Origin of the sequence: Helicobacter sp. MIT 03-1614, from assembly GCF_000762925.2 — a bacterium.
In the GTDB taxonomy this organism is placed as follows: Bacteria; Campylobacterota; Campylobacteria; order Campylobacterales; family Helicobacteraceae; genus Helicobacter_C; species Helicobacter_C hepaticus.
This window is the reverse complement of sequence record NZ_JRMS02000012.1, coordinates 20,744-37,575: the sequence shown is the minus strand read 5'-3', so window position 1 is coordinate 37,575 and position 16,832 is coordinate 20,744. Positions and strand designations below refer to the sequence as shown.

General features: G+C 34.5%; 15 protein-coding genes. All 15 read left to right on the top strand.

All coding sequences use genetic code 11. From position 1 onward, the window contains the following. Window positions 1-6 precede the first annotated feature (6 nt). The 15 genes from LS66_RS10110 (at window position 7) to LS66_RS08785 (ending at window position 16,712) form a co-directional block, all read left to right on the top strand. Window positions 7-168, top strand: coding sequence for a hypothetical protein (locus tag LS66_RS10110; RefSeq protein ID WP_156407289.1), 162 nt, complete (start codon window positions 7-9; stop codon window positions 166-168). Beyond that, a complete protein-coding gene (locus tag LS66_RS08850; RefSeq protein WP_034342963.1) occupies window positions 158-1,960 on the top strand; it encodes a type IV secretory system conjugative DNA transfer family protein in 1,803 nt (600 codons plus the stop codon). Before LS66_RS10110 ends, LS66_RS08850 begins: the two co-directional genes overlap by 11 nt. After that, window positions 1,961-2,248, top strand: a complete 288-nt coding sequence (locus LS66_RS08845; RefSeq protein WP_034327747.1) for a hypothetical protein — start codon at window positions 1,961-1,963, stop codon at window positions 2,246-2,248. Continuing rightward, the gene (locus tag LS66_RS08840; RefSeq protein ID WP_052057433.1) at window positions 2,245-2,799 is read left to right on the top strand and encodes a cag pathogenicity island Cag12 family protein; all 555 of its coding nucleotides are present in this window, start codon (window positions 2,245-2,247) and stop codon (window positions 2,797-2,799) included. The genes LS66_RS08845 and LS66_RS08840 overlap by 4 nt, the downstream gene beginning before the upstream one ends. Then, on the top strand, window positions 2,789-3,757 hold the full coding sequence (locus LS66_RS08835; protein ID WP_034327749.1) for a hypothetical protein: 969 nt from the start codon (window positions 2,789-2,791) through the stop codon (window positions 3,755-3,757). Before LS66_RS08840 ends, LS66_RS08835 begins: the two co-directional genes overlap by 11 nt. Window positions 3,758-3,838: 81 nt before the next feature. Next, window positions 3,839-4,450, top strand: a complete 612-nt coding sequence (locus LS66_RS08830; protein WP_034327750.1) for a hypothetical protein — start codon at window positions 3,839-3,841, stop codon at window positions 4,448-4,450. Between the two features lie 89 nt (window positions 4,451-4,539). Beyond that, window positions 4,540-5,154 carry a hypothetical protein gene (locus tag LS66_RS10330; protein WP_052057435.1) on the top strand — a complete coding sequence of 205 codons (615 nt, stop codon included), beginning with the start codon at window positions 4,540-4,542 and terminating at the stop codon, window positions 5,152-5,154. A gap of 61 nt (window positions 5,155-5,215) precedes the next feature. Further along, window positions 5,216-5,821, top strand: a complete 606-nt coding sequence (locus LS66_RS08820) for a hypothetical protein (protein ID WP_034327752.1) — start codon at window positions 5,216-5,218, stop codon at window positions 5,819-5,821. Then, entirely contained in the window at window positions 5,818-6,336 is a 519-nt protein-coding gene (locus LS66_RS08815; RefSeq protein ID WP_231944767.1) for a thermonuclease family protein, read from the top strand. The genes LS66_RS08820 and LS66_RS08815 overlap by 4 nt, the downstream gene beginning before the upstream one ends. A 60-nt stretch (window positions 6,337-6,396) precedes the next feature. Continuing rightward, entirely contained in the window at window positions 6,397-8,400 is a 2,004-nt protein-coding gene (locus LS66_RS08810; protein ID WP_034327551.1) for a DNA topoisomerase, read from the top strand. Between the two features lie 55 nt (window positions 8,401-8,455). Beyond that, the gene (locus LS66_RS08805; protein ID WP_052057513.1) at window positions 8,456-14,590 is read left to right on the top strand and encodes an SNF2-related protein; all 6,135 of its coding nucleotides are present in this window, start codon (window positions 8,456-8,458) and stop codon (window positions 14,588-14,590) included. Window positions 14,591-14,757: 167 nt separating this feature from the next. Then, window positions 14,758-15,084 carry a hypothetical protein gene (locus LS66_RS08800; protein WP_023945957.1) on the top strand — a complete coding sequence of 109 codons (327 nt, stop codon included), beginning with the start codon at window positions 14,758-14,760 and terminating at the stop codon, window positions 15,082-15,084. Then, complete coding sequence (locus tag LS66_RS08795; protein WP_034327553.1) at window positions 15,081-15,752, top strand: AAA family ATPase; 672 nt, start codon at window positions 15,081-15,083, stop codon at window positions 15,750-15,752. The genes LS66_RS08800 and LS66_RS08795 overlap by 4 nt, the downstream gene beginning before the upstream one ends. A 68-nt stretch (window positions 15,753-15,820) precedes the next feature. Further along, the gene (locus tag LS66_RS08790) at window positions 15,821-16,126 is read left to right on the top strand and encodes a hypothetical protein (protein ID WP_034327555.1); all 306 of its coding nucleotides are present in this window, start codon (window positions 15,821-15,823) and stop codon (window positions 16,124-16,126) included. Then, window positions 16,113-16,712 (top strand): ATPase, encoded by a 600-nt coding sequence (locus LS66_RS08785; RefSeq protein ID WP_034327557.1) that lies wholly within the window; start codon window positions 16,113-16,115, stop codon window positions 16,710-16,712. Before LS66_RS08790 ends, LS66_RS08785 begins: the two co-directional genes overlap by 14 nt. The last annotated feature ends 120 nt before the right edge of the window (window positions 16,713-16,832 follow it).

The window sequence follows — 16,832 nt, the reverse complement described above, 5'->3', positions numbered from 1 at the left end:
GACAAAATGAGTGAAGAACAAGCAAGAGATTTGAAAGAGCAAATCTTAGATATGGAAGATAAATTAGATGAGTTTGTAGAGCAAATGCAAGCAAGAATTACCATTTTAAAGAACTCTTTGCGTAAAATGGAGCAAGAGAAGCCAAAGGCAAAAGATTATGAAAGATAATAATCTAGCAAAAGCTGCCTTTTTAAGCATTCCACTTTTGGCTATAAGTTGGATTTTTAGTGGCTTTATAGTGCTTATCATCAATAAAGTTCCTATAGCAAAACTGATTCAAGTATGGCATTTAAATTTTATTTATGAAGCCATAGATAAAGGCTATCCAAATGCGTGGCTATCACTTATAATAGCAATTGTTTTAAGTGTGCTTATGTTAGTGTCGGCAATTGTCTTTATGCAACAAAAAGAGAGTTTGCACGGTGAAGCAAGATTTGCTAATATCAATGAGATTCGTAAAGCTGGGCTTTTTGGCGATAAAAACAATAATGTTAAGCGCGGCATTATTATTGGTAAGTATGGTGATAAGTTTTTGAAATTTGGCGGAGCGCAGTTTGTCGCGCTTGGTGCGCCTACACGAAGCGGAAAAGGTGTAGGGATTGTCATTCCTAATCTTTTAGAGTGGGCAGAATCTGCTGTGGTGCAGGATATTAAGCAAGAGTGCTTTGATTATACGAGTCGTTATCGTGCAGAAAAGCTGGATAATGAAGTATTTTTGTTTAATCCATTTTCATCTCGCACTCATCGCTACAATCCTTTTACTTATATTGATATGCTAGATACAGAGCATTGTGATTCGCAGCTTATGGATTTAGCAAATATTATCTATCCAAGTGATGGTAAAGATGCCTTTTGGAGTCAGCAAGCACAGAATCTCTTTATAGGACTTTGTTATCTCTATAAAGATTTAGCATTAAGTGAAGATGGTAGAGCATTTTTAACATTGTATGGACTAAAGGCAGAGTTTAATTTCTATGGACTTTTGCAACTAAGCAAAGGTTTTGAATTTAAAGTGGGTGATAATGAAGTCAAGGGTTTTGAGGAGACTTATAGATTCTTAAAAGAGCTAGATATTATTAGTGAAGCGACAAATCGCCGCCTTAGCACATATTTTAATGTGGATAGTGATAATACAAAATCAAGCATAATGGCAAGTTTTAATGCGCCAATTAGCTCATTTGAAAGTGATACATTAAGACTATCAACAGCTACAAGTGATTTTGACTTAAGAGAATTGCGTAAGAAAAAAATGACTATTTATATAGGCATTACACCTGACCAATTAGCAAATGCACAATTTATACTTAATATTTTTTGGTCCCAGCTCATTCTCTTAAACACCAAAGAATTGCCACAGCAAAACAAAAATTTGAAATATGCAACACTTTTGCTTATGGACGAATTTACTGCACCGGGCAGAATCCCTGTGTTACAAAAAGGTGTTAGCTTTATTGCTGGATACAACTTACGACTACTTACCATTTATCAATCACTATCCCAACTAGAAACACCTGTTCCAGATGGTTATGGCAAGGAGGGAGCAAAAACACTCTTAACAAATCACGCGTGTCAAATTTTCTATGCACCAAGAGAGCAAGAAGACGCGGAAGCTATTAGTAAGATTCTAGGCAATAAAACAGTTAAACAAACAAGTAGAAGCCATAATCACGGCGGAAGTGGTGGCGGTAGTCGCAGTATTAGCGAAACTCATCGCGCATTAATGTTGCCACAAGAATTGAGAGAAATGCCATTTGAAAAAGAACTCATTACCATTGATAGTGGCAAACCAATACTTGCAAATAAGGCATTTTATTACAGCGATTACTACTTTATGGATAAGTTTAAAGCAGTCAGCGAATCGCTAAAAGATATTAAAGGCATACCTAGCAGAGATGAGCTAGAGAATGCAATCCTACAAGGAGAGTGCAACATTAAAATACCAATTCAAAAGGAGCAATAAATGGAAAATAATGCAAAAGTTGATGAATTTTTAACATTTTTTAGATCATTGGATTCTAAAGAACGAGATTCATTGTTTGAGAAGATCAAAGAGGAACACACAGAAATCAAAGAATTAGAAGCAACAGGTTTTATACCTGCGGAGCAAAAATATGGGGCAGAGCTAGAGCAATCATCCATAAATTCTACCCTTGCCAAGATGAAGCAAAAGATAGAAGCATTTGCACAAAAAGGGTTTCATCAAGATGATTCAACACACCAAAGCAAAGATAAAGGAGTAGAGCGATGAGACATATTGGTCAAGGAGCAAAAATGAAAAAGAGTTTGATTTGCGGTGCTGCAATAGTGGCAATGGTAGCAATTAGTGGCTGTAGCAAAAAGCCTGTAAGGATAGAGTGGGGAGCGACATCTCAAAGCATTAACAATGCGCTTTTAGAAGAACGATACAGCTTTGTCCCAAAGGATAAAAAGCTGAAAGAAAGCAATTGGGCGTATGAAGTGGAAGCACAAGCAAAGGGTGATTATTTGTTTGAAAATAATCAAATGGTAAAAGTCTTTTTACTTGCACACAATGCTGATAAAATCATTATTTTGGGTGAAAAGAATCTAGCCCTGCAATATCGCAATTATTTTAAAGCAAATGGTGTAACTGCATATGTAGATGTGCAACCTATTGATTTGGCTAGAGGTTTAAGAGACAGAGTCAAAATAATGTTTTTTAGCTCTAAGGCTATGCTTGATGATGATAAAGAAGTAAATCCATTAATCATTAATCCCATAGAAGAGCCAAACTATCCCATAAATTCACAAAGCAGCAGAGAATCCATAAATGAATACTGAAGCAAGTGAAGTCGGCGAATCTAGCGATTTTATAGAATCTGCTGCCACAAATCCACATAGAGAGGCACTCAATGATTTGATTGGAGGCAGAGCTTACCACTTTATAGATGGTATCGCTAATGCTAAAGCACTGCTAAGTGGCTTAAATAGCAAAATAGATTCGCTAAAAAGTAAAAGTGAATTTATGGAATCTAACGAGGTATTAGGCATTATAAGCGACTTTGCAATACAAAGCGATATGCTCAACAATGAGTTTGAAAGAATAGATAATTTCTTTGATAACTCTCTTAGCCAAAAAGAATTAAATTTTATCAATAAGTTAAAACTTATCAACGATTCTCTTGAATATTTTGTAGAAAAACTTAATTCTATAAAGCTAGATGAGACATTAAAAGACATTAGTGATAGTGTGGGACAAAGTGTTGATGTAAGAGCTGATTTAAAGCAGTTTTTTATAGACCTAAAGTCATTGATAAAAAGCGTAGATGAAAATGCCAAAAAACAAATATCTGCAAATTTAAGCGCAATTAACGCGGTTGAAGAGGGATTCTATCAAAAGCATAGTGAAAATATGAATAAGTTTTTAGAATCTCAAGTCAAAAGCTTACAATCACAAGCAAATGTTCAAGATGAGGAATTCAAAAAGCAAATAAATATGCAAAAAGAGCAGTTAGATTCTCTCCTAAATCATATAGGTAATGTAAAGAAGTTTGTTTTGGCATTTATATGCGTAGCGGTATTTATAGGGATATTGTGTGGAGCTTTCACTCTCTTAGCATTTGGCAAATATAAGGAATACAAAGAGATTGAATCTAAATTTAACACCTTAAGCGAGAAACTTAATAGCGTAAAAATCCTTAAAAATAGCAATAACAACATTATGCTTTTAGTCCCTAAAAGTGCAACGATAAATAGCAATGGTAAGGAGCATATAATCAATTTAGGAGGTGGAAAATGAAAACATAGCACCCAATAAAGCAAAATAGAAATGGAACAAGTGGCGGCATACAAAAAAAATCCATATTATAAGGAGTAAAAAATGGCAATAGCAAGATTAGATTCAAATCAAAAAGTGGTGCTTAATAGTGATTCACAAATGGATTATGTAAATAAGGCTGATGAAAAGAAAATAATGTCGGCTAAAACCGCGGCGATAAATATTTTAAGTGAAGCAGTTGAAGCTAAAAATATAGGAGTTGAAAAGCTTAGTGTCAGCTTTAAACAAAGTATGGATGGAGAAGAGCCGAAATGGCAAAGTTATTTTGTCAATATTCAAAAAAATGGCAATGTAAGTCTCAAGCCATTCAATAGCGAAGTCAAAGATGGTAGCGACCTAATCTACTTTAATAAGGTAGAAAAAGATGGCAAAAGCTTTTATATGTTAAATGAGCAAAGTGAAATGGGTAAAAATTTTGCAAACTCATTAACTACAAATACTTGGCAAGATAAAAATGGCTTTGAGCATACAAATCTTGCCGTAAGAATAAATGTCAATGATGAGAATCTTAAACAAGCTCTCATAGAAAAAGGTGAAGGCGCATATGCTGTGATAAGCAGAGATGGTGTTAATGTAACAACAAAACAAGAACAAGATGCTGCTAAAGCTGCTACGCAGGACAAATCACAGCCAACCAAAGATAATGAGAGATAACTCTATGCATAAGGAAGCATTTGCTTCCTTACACCAAACATAAAAATACTTGCGAAAGAAAACAAAAAAGACTATACAATGGACAGGTAATGGATAAAGAACATCGTGGAATTTACAATGTAACCTTTAATGACAAAAAAGCTACGCCTATTCTCAAAGATATTGAAGCTATTGAAGATGCTGTGATTGAATATATTGCGATGTATGTGAAAGGATTTCATCTTGAAAGAAGAGATAAGGGCAGAGGTGCGGAACATATCAAGTTACATTTGAAAGAGAATAGCAAGGGCGAAATAAAACTACAAGAACTTTTAGACATAGGACATTCCCTAAGAGAATATTTAAAAAACTTTAGTGAGCCTTTCATTGATGAAAAAGGAGCAAAGATTTATGAATGGGAGAATAAAGAGGGTATAAGATTTAGGACTATTGTAGATAGGATAGATGGGCAGGGGCACACATCTACCACCTTCCACCCATCTAATGAACAAATTATATCTTTTTATTCTGATAGAAACTTTAACAAACAAATGGAATTTAAGAATCCTAAAGTAACACAATACTATCAAAACAACAAAGACATAAATAGCTCTACACTCAATGTATCAGATTCTACCCTTGCCAAGATGCAACAAAAGATAGAAGCATTTGCACAAAAAGGATTTAGGAAAGAAGGTAAAAAAGAAAATGATATGGAGCGTTAATGAGGGAAAAGATTCTCATTTCACCACTCATAAGAAAAATTAAAAATAAAGGAGCAAGGCGATGAGTGAAAAAGAAAGAGAATTAGCGATTTTTCATCTTTGTAAATCTCTCGTAGATTTATTGGGAGAAGAACAAGCCATTGCTGATTTAACACTTCTTTATAAACGACACCCTGAAATGTTTAAAAACAAAGATGAAGTAAAAGAAGTGATAGAAAAAGTAGTAAGTGAGCCTGAAATCATCATTAAAAATCCCTCTCCAATGAGTGAAAAGGACTACATAGCAGGAAAAAAGCTTAATGATAAAAAAATGGGTGAAGTTGGCGTAAGACAAGATGAAAATATTGTTAAGATTTTTCACGCTAATGAAAAGAATGTTAAAAAGCTAAAACAACTTGATAAAAAAGAGGTGGTGTATAAACAGCCGATGGTAGGGACGCCCACTTCCTACACTCAAGCCCAAAGTCTTGACGAGCGACTGGTTGATAACAACATTTCATCGACTGCTACCGACATTATACCACAAAGTGCAACTTCTTTAGAAAACAAAACCAATCTCACAAAAGTTTCAGAATCTGCACTTAAAAGAATGCAGCAAAAAATAGATGCAGTTGCACAAAAAGGCTTTAAAAAAGATAATAATAAAGATAAAGGAGTGGAACGATGAAATTTATAAAGAGCAAAATTAAGAAAAAACACATTTTAACATTTTGCTTGATTATTCTTGGCGTAATTATTAGCCAATTTAGCAATTTTAATCTTGCCTATCTTATGCCAAGTAAAGAAGTGCAAGGAAGTATTATTAAGGTTTATGATGGCGATACTCTAACAATACTTCATAATGGAGAGAAGTTTAAAGTAAGGCTTTATGGCATTGATGCACCAGAATCTAACCAAAGCTATGGCAAAGAGGCTACATCTCATCTTTTAACTCTTTGCCCCATAGGAAGTAATGCCACACTGAAAATCAAAGATAAAGATAAATACAACAGAATTGTAGCCATAGTCTTTTGCAATGATATTGATGTCAATGCAAACTTAGTAGAAAATGGTTTTGCTTGGGCTTATAAAGAATATTCTAATGCTTACACTCATTTAGAAATAAAAGCAAGATTAGCTCATAAAGGCTTATGGAAAGATTCTAATCCTATAAAACCGAGTGTGTTTAGGAAGCAGCAGTAGAAGATTTACACTGCACATTCGGAGCAATAAAAACTAAAACAACACATAAAAGGAGATAAAATGAGACTTTTTATAGCAGAAAAACCTGATTTGGCAAAGGCAATAGCAGCAGCATTAAATGGCGAATTAAAAAACTATTCTAATAAGGGTGTAGGATACTATATAAAAGGTAATGATTATATTACTTGGAGTTTTGGGCATTTGCTTGAACTTTATAAACCAGAGGATTATAAAGCAGAATGGAAAAAGTGGGATATAAACGATTTGCCATTTAATATTGCAAAGTATGAGTATAAGCCATTGGAACAGAGTGAAAAACAACTCAAGGAAATAAGTAAGCTTATCCATAAAAAAGAAATAAATGAAATTATGCACTGCGGGGATAGTGATGATGAAGGACAGATTCTCATAGACGAGATTTTGGATTATGCCAAAAACACTAAGCCTGTAAAACGAGTGTTGATAAATGATATTACACCTGAAGCAGTGCGTGATGAGATAAGAAAAGCACGACCAAATAGCGAATTTAAAACAATGAGTGATAGAGGATTTGCAAGAAGTATTGCAGATTGGATAGTAGGAATAAATCTAACAAGAGCTTATACCTGTGCTTATCGTGCTAAGGGTGGAGACAATACGCTAAGAGTTGGACGAGTGATGACGCCTATTCTTAGCCTTATTGTAGATAGAGACTTGCAAAATGAGAACTTTAAGAGTATAGATTATTATAGTCTAAATGGAGAATTTGAAGTAGATTCAACGCTTATTAAAGCAAATCTAAAAACAGAACAAAAGATTTTAGATAAAGCAGAGGTTGAAAAGATAAAAACACATATAGAATCTAAACAATTTACTTTAAAGCTTACAAAAACACCAAAAAAAGAATATCCTCCCCTACCCTATAATCTTTTAATTCTGCAAACAGAAGCAGCAAAGCTTTATGGCTACTCTCCTAAAGATACACTTAGCTTTACACAAACACTAAGAGAAAAATATAAAGCAATAAGCTATAACAGAAGCGATTGCCAATATTTGCCAGAAAAGATTTATGAACAAAGCAAAGGGATTTTAGAAGCAGTGAAGTCAAATATAGGCGAACAAGACTTTCTAAGTAAGGCAAATCTAACTATCAAAAGCAAAGCGTTTAATGATAAAAATCTCTCTGCTCACTATGGGATAATTCCACTTAATAGCAGGTTTGAGTTTGATAAGTTAAGCCAAACAGAGAAAAATATCTATACACTTATCACCAAACGCTTTGCTATGCAGTTTTATGAAGCAAGGGAATATATCGCTTACAGCGTAGAGCTAGAATGTGAGGGTATAAAATTTAGTGCAAGTGCAGCCAAAACTACCAAAAGTGGATTTAGGAGCATATTTAATGAAGAAAATGATGATGACAATGAAAAGGAACTAGATTTAGAAAATATCAAAAGCAACACTGCCACTTTAAAATCTAGTGAGGTTAAAACACTCCAAACAAAACCTTTACCACAATATACAATGACTACGCTTCTTAAAGATTTAAATCAAGTAGCAAAATATGTAAAAAATGAAAATATTAAAAAGCTACTCATTGAAAAAGATAAAGACAAAAAAGGTGAAAGTGGCGGCATAGGCACACCAGCTACAAGAAGCGAGATGATAGATAAGCTTATTACACAAGGATTCATCACTTGCAGTAAAGACAAAAAGCAAAGCATTAAAGCCACACAACTTGGACGTGATTTAATAAAGAGTGTTAGTCCTATGCTCTCTAATCCTGATATGACTGCCTTGTGGTTCGAATATCAAAAAAGCATTGAAAAAGGAGAGATGAGTAAAGAGAGCTTTTTGAATGATGTGTTAGATTCCGTAAAAGCTGAAATTGAGAATATCAAAAAAGCAAATTTAGATATAAAAATTGCTGGGGTAATAATGTGCCCAAAATGTAAAAAGGGGCATTTGCGCAGAATCAAAAGTGTCAAGAGTGCATTTTATGGGTGTAGTGAGTTCAATAATGGGTGTAAATTTACAGCAATAGAGAAAAATGGAAAACCAGTCTTGAATGTAATAAGTAAATAAAAGTTTTTACTTATATTTAATTTTATTTTATTGTATTTACTTTAAAGGAGTTATAATGGCAAAATCAAAAACACAAAATAGCGGATACGAGCTTTCGCTTTTTAGTGTATTTGACTACTATGATGAGAAAGGAGAGCTTCAAAATGATGTCCTCAACCCAAACAATAGATATAGAGACCAAAGAGCAAATAGAGAGTTATTTCAAAGACAAGGAGCGATTAGCGGAACTCTTAGGGATTCGCAGAGGGAACTATCAAGCAAGTCAAGCGCAACAGGAAGCATTCCTAGCCAAAGTGAAAGCGGAGGGATACGATGGATACGGCGAAATGAGCATACACGAGGAAATATGGGAGATAGAAGTAAGCAAACTAGAAAGGAAGTTGCCACAGATTCTAGCCAATCCGCCAATGGAGTTTTATTTCAATCGCAAGATATGGACGATAATAGAGAGCGAATGGCAAATAGTGGGACAATACCTCAATCCACTAGCGGAGGAAAATCTAGACTCCGCCATACAGAAAGGATACCATCATCGGTGGATAATGGTTATTCTAACGAGGTGGGCAAAACATCTCTATCCAAAAGCAATACAAATAGCAGATTACGACAGATTGACTTATTTAGTGGAGAAACAGCTGGAAGTAGAAATAGAGGCGTTTATGAAAGCCTCTTTGCTACCAAACATAGCGGAATTGACTCCATATCAAGCGTTGGAGACAATGGGGATAAGTCCCAATCAATATTGCCTAGCGTGGCAGGAGCAGCAATTCAAGCTAAATCCACACCACAACAATATATGGGACATTCTAGTGGGCGAACACAAACAGAATCTAGCGGAGGAGATTTACTAGAAAATCAAACTTCAAGCAGCGATAAATCCACCGCGCAAATAATACCACATTTTGCAACTGCTAGAAAAATCGGTGAAACACCCAGCATAATAGGTGATGAAACATATATACCAATAGGCGAAAACTATAAATTAGCAAGTGATGTATCTATTAAGGGCTTTAGAGATAGATTTGAAGCCAATATTGCCGCCATATCTACACTTAGGGAATTGCAATTTAAAGGTGAAATGCCAAATGAAGAACAAAAGGAAATTCTAAGTAAATTTAGCGGTTTTGGCGGTATGGCTAAGATTATAAATGGCAAAGATGGTGATTATGCAAAAGAATATGAAATACTTGCAAATGTTGTAAGTGATAAAAAGGAATTAGATAGGCTAGAACGAAGCTGCACTGATGCATACTACACACCTAGATTTATCATTGATAGCATTTATAGTAGCCTTAATCATTTTGGATTAAATAACGATTCTAATACAAAGCATATATACGAACCAAGCTGTGGCAATGGTAGATTTATAGGCTATATGCCAGACGCAAATTATAAAATGCACGGCACAGAATTAGACAGCATAACTTTCAATATAGCAAAACTACTTTATCCACAAGCGAATTTGGAAAATAAAGCATTTGAAAGGGTGGATTTTAACCGCAATTTTGATGCATTTATCGGTAATCCACCTTATGGAGACAAAGACACAGGTAACGAAAATGGTGAGGGTAAGGTCTGTGATTTCTTTATGCTTAATGCCATAAAGAATCTAAAAGACGATGGCATAGCCGCATTTGTTGTAAGCAATGGCTTCCTAGACAAATCAAATGAAACTATTCGTGCAAAAATCGCTAAAGAGGCGACATTCATAGGGGCAATCCGCCTACCAAATAATGTGTTCAAAGATACAAATGCAAGTGTAACAAGTGATATTGTATTCTTCAAGAAAGGTGTAGATAAGTCTATTAATCAAGCGTGGATAAATAGTAAGGCTGTGGATAATAGCAATTCTAAAATAAATGAGTATTTTTGGAATCACAAAAATCATATCTTGGGAGAATTATCATTTGTTAGCACAAAGTTTGGCGAAAAATTAGCTGTAAAAGATAGCGGTAAAGACTTGCCAAGAGAAATTGAAAAAATAATATCTACTCTACCAAGAGATATTTATCACTACCACGAGCCAATATTTAAATACAAAAGTAGCTATCTCAACCAAAATGCACCACAATATGAGGAGCTAAAAAATTACATAGGCGGTTTAAAGAAAGATAGTTTATGTGTAGTAGATGGTAGTGTATATCAAGTAGCAGATACAAAAGGTCGGCTTAAATCTCCGCATAGAAGCTATACAGACAAAGAGGCGGAAAAGATTAAAGGCTTTATCTCCATAAGAGATACTTTTAATGAGTTGGTAAGGCTAGAACAAAGCGATATAGCTGACGATGATAGGGAGCTAGTGCTTAAAAGAGCCGAGCTTAATCGTGTGTATGATAAATTTGCCAAAGATTTTGGCTATTTGAGTAATCCACGCAACGCAACGCTTTATCGTGGGATAGATATAGAATCAAACAAAATTACTGCCCTTGAAAAGCAATACGATAAGGGCATAGGCAGAGAAGCAGCAAAGAAAAATGGAGTGGAAGCAAGAAAGCCTAGTGCCATCAAGGCAGATATTTTTAATACACGCACAATACGCCCTACCAAAGAACACAAAGTAGAAACACCAAAAGAAGCCCTTATGGCAAGTCTTAGCATTTATGGCAAAATCAATAATGAATGGATAGAATCTGCCCTGCCCCAGATAGATAAAGAAGCAATTTTTAATGATCTATTAGAACAAAAATTAATTTTTGTAAATCATTTAAACAAATCACAATTTTTAAGTGCAGATTTATACCTAAGTGGTAATGTCAAAGCAAAACACAAAGAAGTAGAGAATCTAGTCAATGATGGCGATGAGAGCTTAAGAGTAAACCTAGAGGCATTACAGAAGATTTTACCAAAAGATATAAAGGCTGCTGATATTGCTGTAAATATAGGAACTTCTTGGATACCAGCAAAGTATTATGAAGAGTTCATAGCAGAGCAATTTGGCTTGGAACAAGACTACATAAGCATTGAATCAAAAAAGCACTTGGGTTGGCAAGTATGGTGCGATGATTATAGGGTAAGCACAGAAGCAAAGCATAAATATGGCTATTCTAGCGATAGGCATAGCGTAAAACCTAGCACATTACTAGAATATGCTTTTGCTAACACTGCCTTAATTCTAACAAAACCAAGCACAACAAGATTCAATGATAAAGGTGAGCCTGAACGAGAAACAGACCACGAAGCTACCGCGATTGTCAATGAAAAAATTGACAATCTAAAATATGCGTTTAAAGAGTGGATTTTTAAAGATATAGACAGGCGTGAGCATTTAGAGCGCATATATAATGATACTTTCAATACACATATCACAAGAAAATACGATGGCTCACATTTGACTTTGCCCGGCTTCAGCTCTGCCAAGAATCTCTATCCACACCAAAAAGACGCTATTTGGGCAGCAATACAAAATAAATCTATATTGCTAGATCATCAAGTAGGAGCTGGGAAAACACTTAGCACAATCTGCGCCCTTATGGAACAAAAGCGTATGGGACTAATCAATAAACCATTGGTAATTGTGCCAAATCACATCACAGAACAATGGAATAAAGACTTCTATGATGCATATCCTAATGCAAACATTCTAGTCGCGACAAGGGAGGATTTAAGCCCGAATAAACGAGAGGAATTTTATGCAAAAATTGCCTCTAATAATTGGGATTGTGTAATTATGGCACATTCACAATTAGAAAAAATCCCTATGCCCAATGACTTTTATGAAGAATATGTGAGTGGAGCTAAAGCAGAATTAGAATCTTTTAGAGGTGAGCTAGATGAAAAAGAAAATAGGCGGGATATTCAACGCATAGATAAAATGCTCACAAAGCTAGAAAATCAGCTACATAAAAATAGAGAATCCAAAACAAACTCTATTGATTTTAGTGAGTTGGGTGTAGATAGCATAGTCATTGATGAGGCGCACGAGTTTAAAAATCTAGGAGTAAATACTAAAATGAAAAATGTGCTAGGGCTTGGAGCAAGAGAACCTAGCCAAAAAGCACAAAACCTTTATGTGCTAACAAAATACTTGCACGCAAATGATAAACGAGTAATGTTTCTAACAGGCACACCTATTAGTAACTCTGTAACTGAACTATACACTATGCAGCGATATTTGCAGCCGCAATTATTACAAGAAAAAGGCATAGAATCTTTTGATTCTTGGGCTTCTTGCTTTGGCGAAAGTGTGAATGATTTTGAGCTAGATTCTAGCGGCATTAATTATAAACTCGTTACACGCTTTAGCAAATTTAATAACATCAGTGAGCTAAGTGATATGTATCGCGCAAATACGCACATTGTTACTAATGCTGATATTCTAAAGCTTAATCCTCACTTTGTGCCGCCTCTTGCAAATGGTAAGCCTACAAACATTATCGCTCCACGAAGCAAAGAGATAGCACAATACATTGGCATTCAGGGTGATAATGGTGAATGGAATAGGGGCTCTATCATATGGAGAATGGAAAACTTTAGAGACGACCCTAGAAACAACAATGTCTTGGCTTGCACCACAGATGCAAGAAAAGCGGGACTGGATTATCGGCTTATTGACCCAGAAGCCGAGGATTATGCAGAATCTAAAAGTAACCTATTAGCAGAGGAAGTATTTAAACGGTGGGAAAATTGGAGGGAAGATAAGGGAACACAATTGGTCTTTTGCGACTTAAGCACACCAAAGATACATAGCCAAAAAATTGCTTGCAATAGAGAGATGAGCCAAAGTGAGATAGAATCTATTGCTAAAGCGGAATTGCAAGAAGCAAAAAACCTTAATGAGATAATGGATTCGGCAGAAATTAGTGAAGGTATAGAATCAAGTGAGAAAAGTAATGATGAGATAATTGCCTCTAACGCAAAGTTTGATGTATATAGTGATGTGCTTAAAAAGCTTGTAAAAAAAGGGATACCACAAAGGGAGATTGCTTTTATTCACGATGCTAAAACACCACTACAAAAACAAGCCTTATTTGATAAAGTAAATCGTGGAGAAATTCGCGTTCTTATAGGCTCTCGCTCTAAAATGGGAGCTGGGACAAATGTGCAACAAAGAGGTGTAGCTATTCATCACTTAGACTGCCCTTGGCGACCTAGTGATTTAGAGCAAAGCAATGGACGATTCATAAGACAAGGCAATTTACTACACACAAAATATGGTGATAATTTTGCCATTGAAGAGATAAGATATGCCACTCAAAAGACTTATGACGCGCGTATGTGGCAAACTATAGAATCTAAAGCTAAAGGTATAGAGCAGTTTAGAAATGCAGATAAAAGTGTGCGAGAAATAGATGAAATCTCTATGGGTAGTGCTAGTGCTGGTGAAATGAAAGCTGAGGCTGTGGGTAATCCACTTATGCTTTTGCAGATTCAAATAGCAAACGAGTTAAGAAAAGAAAATGCCAAAGAAGCAGCATTTAAGAAAGAGTTATTTGATAATGAAGAGACACTACACAAAAATAAAGAAGCTAGACCACTATTTAAAAAGGAGTTAAGCAATCTAATAAACATTAAAGATATTTTGAATGAAAACCCCAAAGGAGAACATTTTAAATGTGAATGCTTTGAAAATGGCGAGTTTAAAGCGTATGAGATTATATCAGATTCTAAAAAAGTAGAATCTAGCAATACGCAAACAAAGCAAAACCCACAACAAGTCGCCTTAGAAAAAGCCTTTTGGGATAATTTTGACAATCTTTTCAATAGTGGGGCTGGTGAGAGCATATTTTTTAAATATCGCGGACTTACCATTGGTGGCTCGTTTAGCAATGATATGAAAGGCTTTAGCTTTTACATTGCGGATTCTAAAAACAATTATATTGAGCCTGATAATCTATCATATAGAATCAACACAAGCAACATACTAGAGAACGATTTTAGAAGTGTGATTAAGTTTAATGGATTGTGGGCGAGAATTAATAATTTTTTCTCCAATATCTACGAACACATACAAAGCCAAGAAGTAAAATTGCTAAAAAATACAGAAGTTATAGAATATTTAAGTAAGCAAATCAAGCACAATGAATATCCAAACGCCACATATTTAGACGCTTTACGCAGAGATAACAACCAAATAATAAAAGAAATCCAAAAAATGAGCCAACAGAAAGGCTATGTAAGCACTTTTGCGCCCAAATCATTTGAAATTAAAGCTGCAAATGAAACTGCCAGAAAAATACAAGTAGAAAAATAAATTAAAAAGTAATAAAAAGTAATATATTTTATATTAAATTTTTTTAAATTCTTTATATATATTTAAAAATATTAAATTATAATTATTTATATTTAAATTTAAATAATTTATTTTCATTTACTTTTATTTTATAAAATTATAAATACTTGTAAAATAAAGGATAAAAAATGAATAAGCAAAAAAATGACTTTGTCGTGTTGGAGAGCAAATATACAAATGATTTGTTTAGTATATATCATATTAAGCGAATTAACCTTGAAGTTTATACAGACAATGGTGTGATAAACAGCATAGCTGTATATATAAATGATGAAGAGTGGGAAGGATTCTCTGGGCTTGATAGAGAAAAATTAAGTGAGAGATTTGAGGAAGTGTTGCAAAGAGATATTTTAAGAGAAATTGGCAGTAGGCTCAATGCTGGTTGTGAAAACATTGATATGGAAATGCTCATTAAAGAGTGTGTAAAAAATATTAAAGCAAAGGAGCAGGAATGATCATTGCCATAGCAAATGAAAAGGGTGGTAGTGGCAAAACTACAATGGCAGTAAATCTAGCGTGCTATCTAGCCAAACAAGGTGATAAAGTAACACTTATTGACGCAGACCCACAGCGGAGCAGTGAAGTTTTTAGCAATAATAGAAGTGATAGTGAATTAAAGCCGTTATTTTCAAATATAAGTAAATTGGGCAGCTCACTAAAAGATGAAATCACTTTGCAAGAAAGCAAAAACGATTGTGTAATTATTGATACGGGAGGAGCTGATAGTAAAGAGATGCGAATAGCTATGAATAGGGCAAATTTGCTTATTATCCCCACAATCCCATCACAATATGATGTAGTGGTGCTAGATAGAATGCTAGAAGTGTTTAACTTGGCAAAAGAGAATAATCCAAAGCTTCATTGTCTTATCCTCTTTAACAAAATTAGTCCAAATCCATTTTTGCATAAAGAGTTAGATGAGTTAAGGGAATTTGTAGAATCTGCTATTAAAGATAAGAGCTTGGAGGAAGTAGCCATTCTAAAATCATTGATTTATGAGCGCAGAGCATATAAGAAGGCTGTAATAGATGGTAAAAGTCTAGATGAGTTTAACGATGATAAGGCAGAGAACGAATTTCAAGCTTTATGCGAGGAAATCGTGGCATTTGGAAAAACATTATAAATACTTATAAAATATTGTAAATAAAATTATTGTAAAATGTTTTAAATATTTTGATTAAGGAATTAAAAATGGGTGGATTTAAAAAACAAACAACACAGCCTCTACAAAGTAAAGGTGTGAGCGAAAACGAATTTGAGAATGGCGGTAGGGCTGAAATAAAGGGTGCAGTAAAAACAAAAGAATCTAAAAATAAAGACAATAAAGTTTTTAGCGTTTTGCTACCCATAGAGCTCATAGAGCGTCTAAAACGCTACCAAAATAGTGAAAATGCCAAAAGAATAGAGACACAAACATATATTTTCACTCAAGCACTCAATGCGTGGCTGGATAGTAAGGGGTTTGAAAACAAGGAGGATAAAGATGAATCAAAATAAAACAGCCTTTATCTTTGCTGGTGTTAATGGTGCTGGGAAAAGCACACTTTATTGGAACGAGGTTGAAAAAGGGGTGCGACTTGGGCAGAGAATTAATATGGACGAAATTGTGAGCAGCTTTGGGGATTGGCGCAGCAGTAAAGACCAAAATAGAGCTGCGAGAATAGCTCTAAAATTACAAAAGAGCCATATTGAAAACAATGAATCTTTCAACCAAGAAACTACGCTTTGTGGTAAAGGAATAGTGCGACTTTTTGAGCGATTAAAGGAGCAAGACTTTAAAATCTGTCTTTATTATGTTGGGGTAGATAGTATAGAGATTGCTAAAGAACGAGTAAAAATGCGTGTGGCAAAAGGCGGGCATAATATTGATGAAACCCTCATTGAGAGGCGTTATACCGCTTCACTTAATAATTTAAAGCAGATTCTACCATTTTGTGATGAAGTATTTTTATATGATAATTCACACAAGTTAAAAAAGATTGGAGAGATTATTTGTGGCAGAGTGTGCTTGTTTGAACAAGCTAAGTGGCTAGATTCAATACATTCAGAAAAAGATAACAAAGACAAGAATTTTAAGCAATAAATGTTTGTTTATAAAAACAGACTTCAAGTTTAATCTTATATTTACAATATTTTAATTTAAAATACTTGTAAAAGATTTTAATTATTTTTTACATAAGCTATAACCTATCTATTATCAGAT

Excerpts from the sequence above, each read along its gene's own strand:
- LS66_RS08850 (WP_034342963.1), top strand. The coding sequence starts at position 158 with ATGAAAGATAATAATCTAGCAAAAGCTGCCTTTTTAAGCATTCCACTT.
- LS66_RS08790 (WP_034327555.1), top strand. The coding sequence starts at position 15,821 with ATGGGTGGATTTAAAAAACAAACAACACAGCCTCTACAAAGTAAAGGT.
- LS66_RS10330 (WP_052057435.1), top strand. The coding sequence starts at position 4,540 with ATGGATAAAGAACATCGTGGAATTTACAATGTAACCTTTAATGACAAA.
- LS66_RS08805 (WP_052057513.1), top strand. The coding sequence starts at position 8,456 with ATGGCAAAATCAAAAACACAAAATAGCGGATACGAGCTTTCGCTTTTT.
- LS66_RS08785 (WP_034327557.1), top strand. The coding sequence starts at position 16,113 with ATGAATCAAAATAAAACAGCCTTTATCTTTGCTGGTGTTAATGGTGCT.
- LS66_RS10110 (WP_156407289.1), top strand. The coding sequence starts at position 7 with ATGAGTGAAGAACAAGCAAGAGATTTGAAAGAGCAAATCTTAGATATG.
- LS66_RS08845 (WP_034327747.1), top strand. The coding sequence starts at position 1,961 with ATGGAAAATAATGCAAAAGTTGATGAATTTTTAACATTTTTTAGATCA.
- LS66_RS08835 (WP_034327749.1), top strand. The coding sequence starts at position 2,789 with ATGAATACTGAAGCAAGTGAAGTCGGCGAATCTAGCGATTTTATAGAA.
- LS66_RS08840 (WP_052057433.1), top strand. The coding sequence starts at position 2,245 with ATGAGACATATTGGTCAAGGAGCAAAAATGAAAAAGAGTTTGATTTGC.
- LS66_RS08810 (WP_034327551.1), top strand. The coding sequence starts at position 6,397 with ATGAGACTTTTTATAGCAGAAAAACCTGATTTGGCAAAGGCAATAGCA.
- LS66_RS08800 (WP_023945957.1), top strand. The coding sequence starts at position 14,758 with ATGAATAAGCAAAAAAATGACTTTGTCGTGTTGGAGAGCAAATATACA.
- LS66_RS08830 (WP_034327750.1), top strand. The coding sequence starts at position 3,839 with ATGGCAATAGCAAGATTAGATTCAAATCAAAAAGTGGTGCTTAATAGT.
- LS66_RS08820 (WP_034327752.1), top strand. The coding sequence starts at position 5,216 with ATGAGTGAAAAAGAAAGAGAATTAGCGATTTTTCATCTTTGTAAATCT.
- LS66_RS08795 (WP_034327553.1), top strand. The coding sequence starts at position 15,081 with ATGATCATTGCCATAGCAAATGAAAAGGGTGGTAGTGGCAAAACTACA.
- LS66_RS08815 (WP_231944767.1), top strand. The coding sequence starts at position 5,818 with ATGAAATTTATAAAGAGCAAAATTAAGAAAAAACACATTTTAACATTT.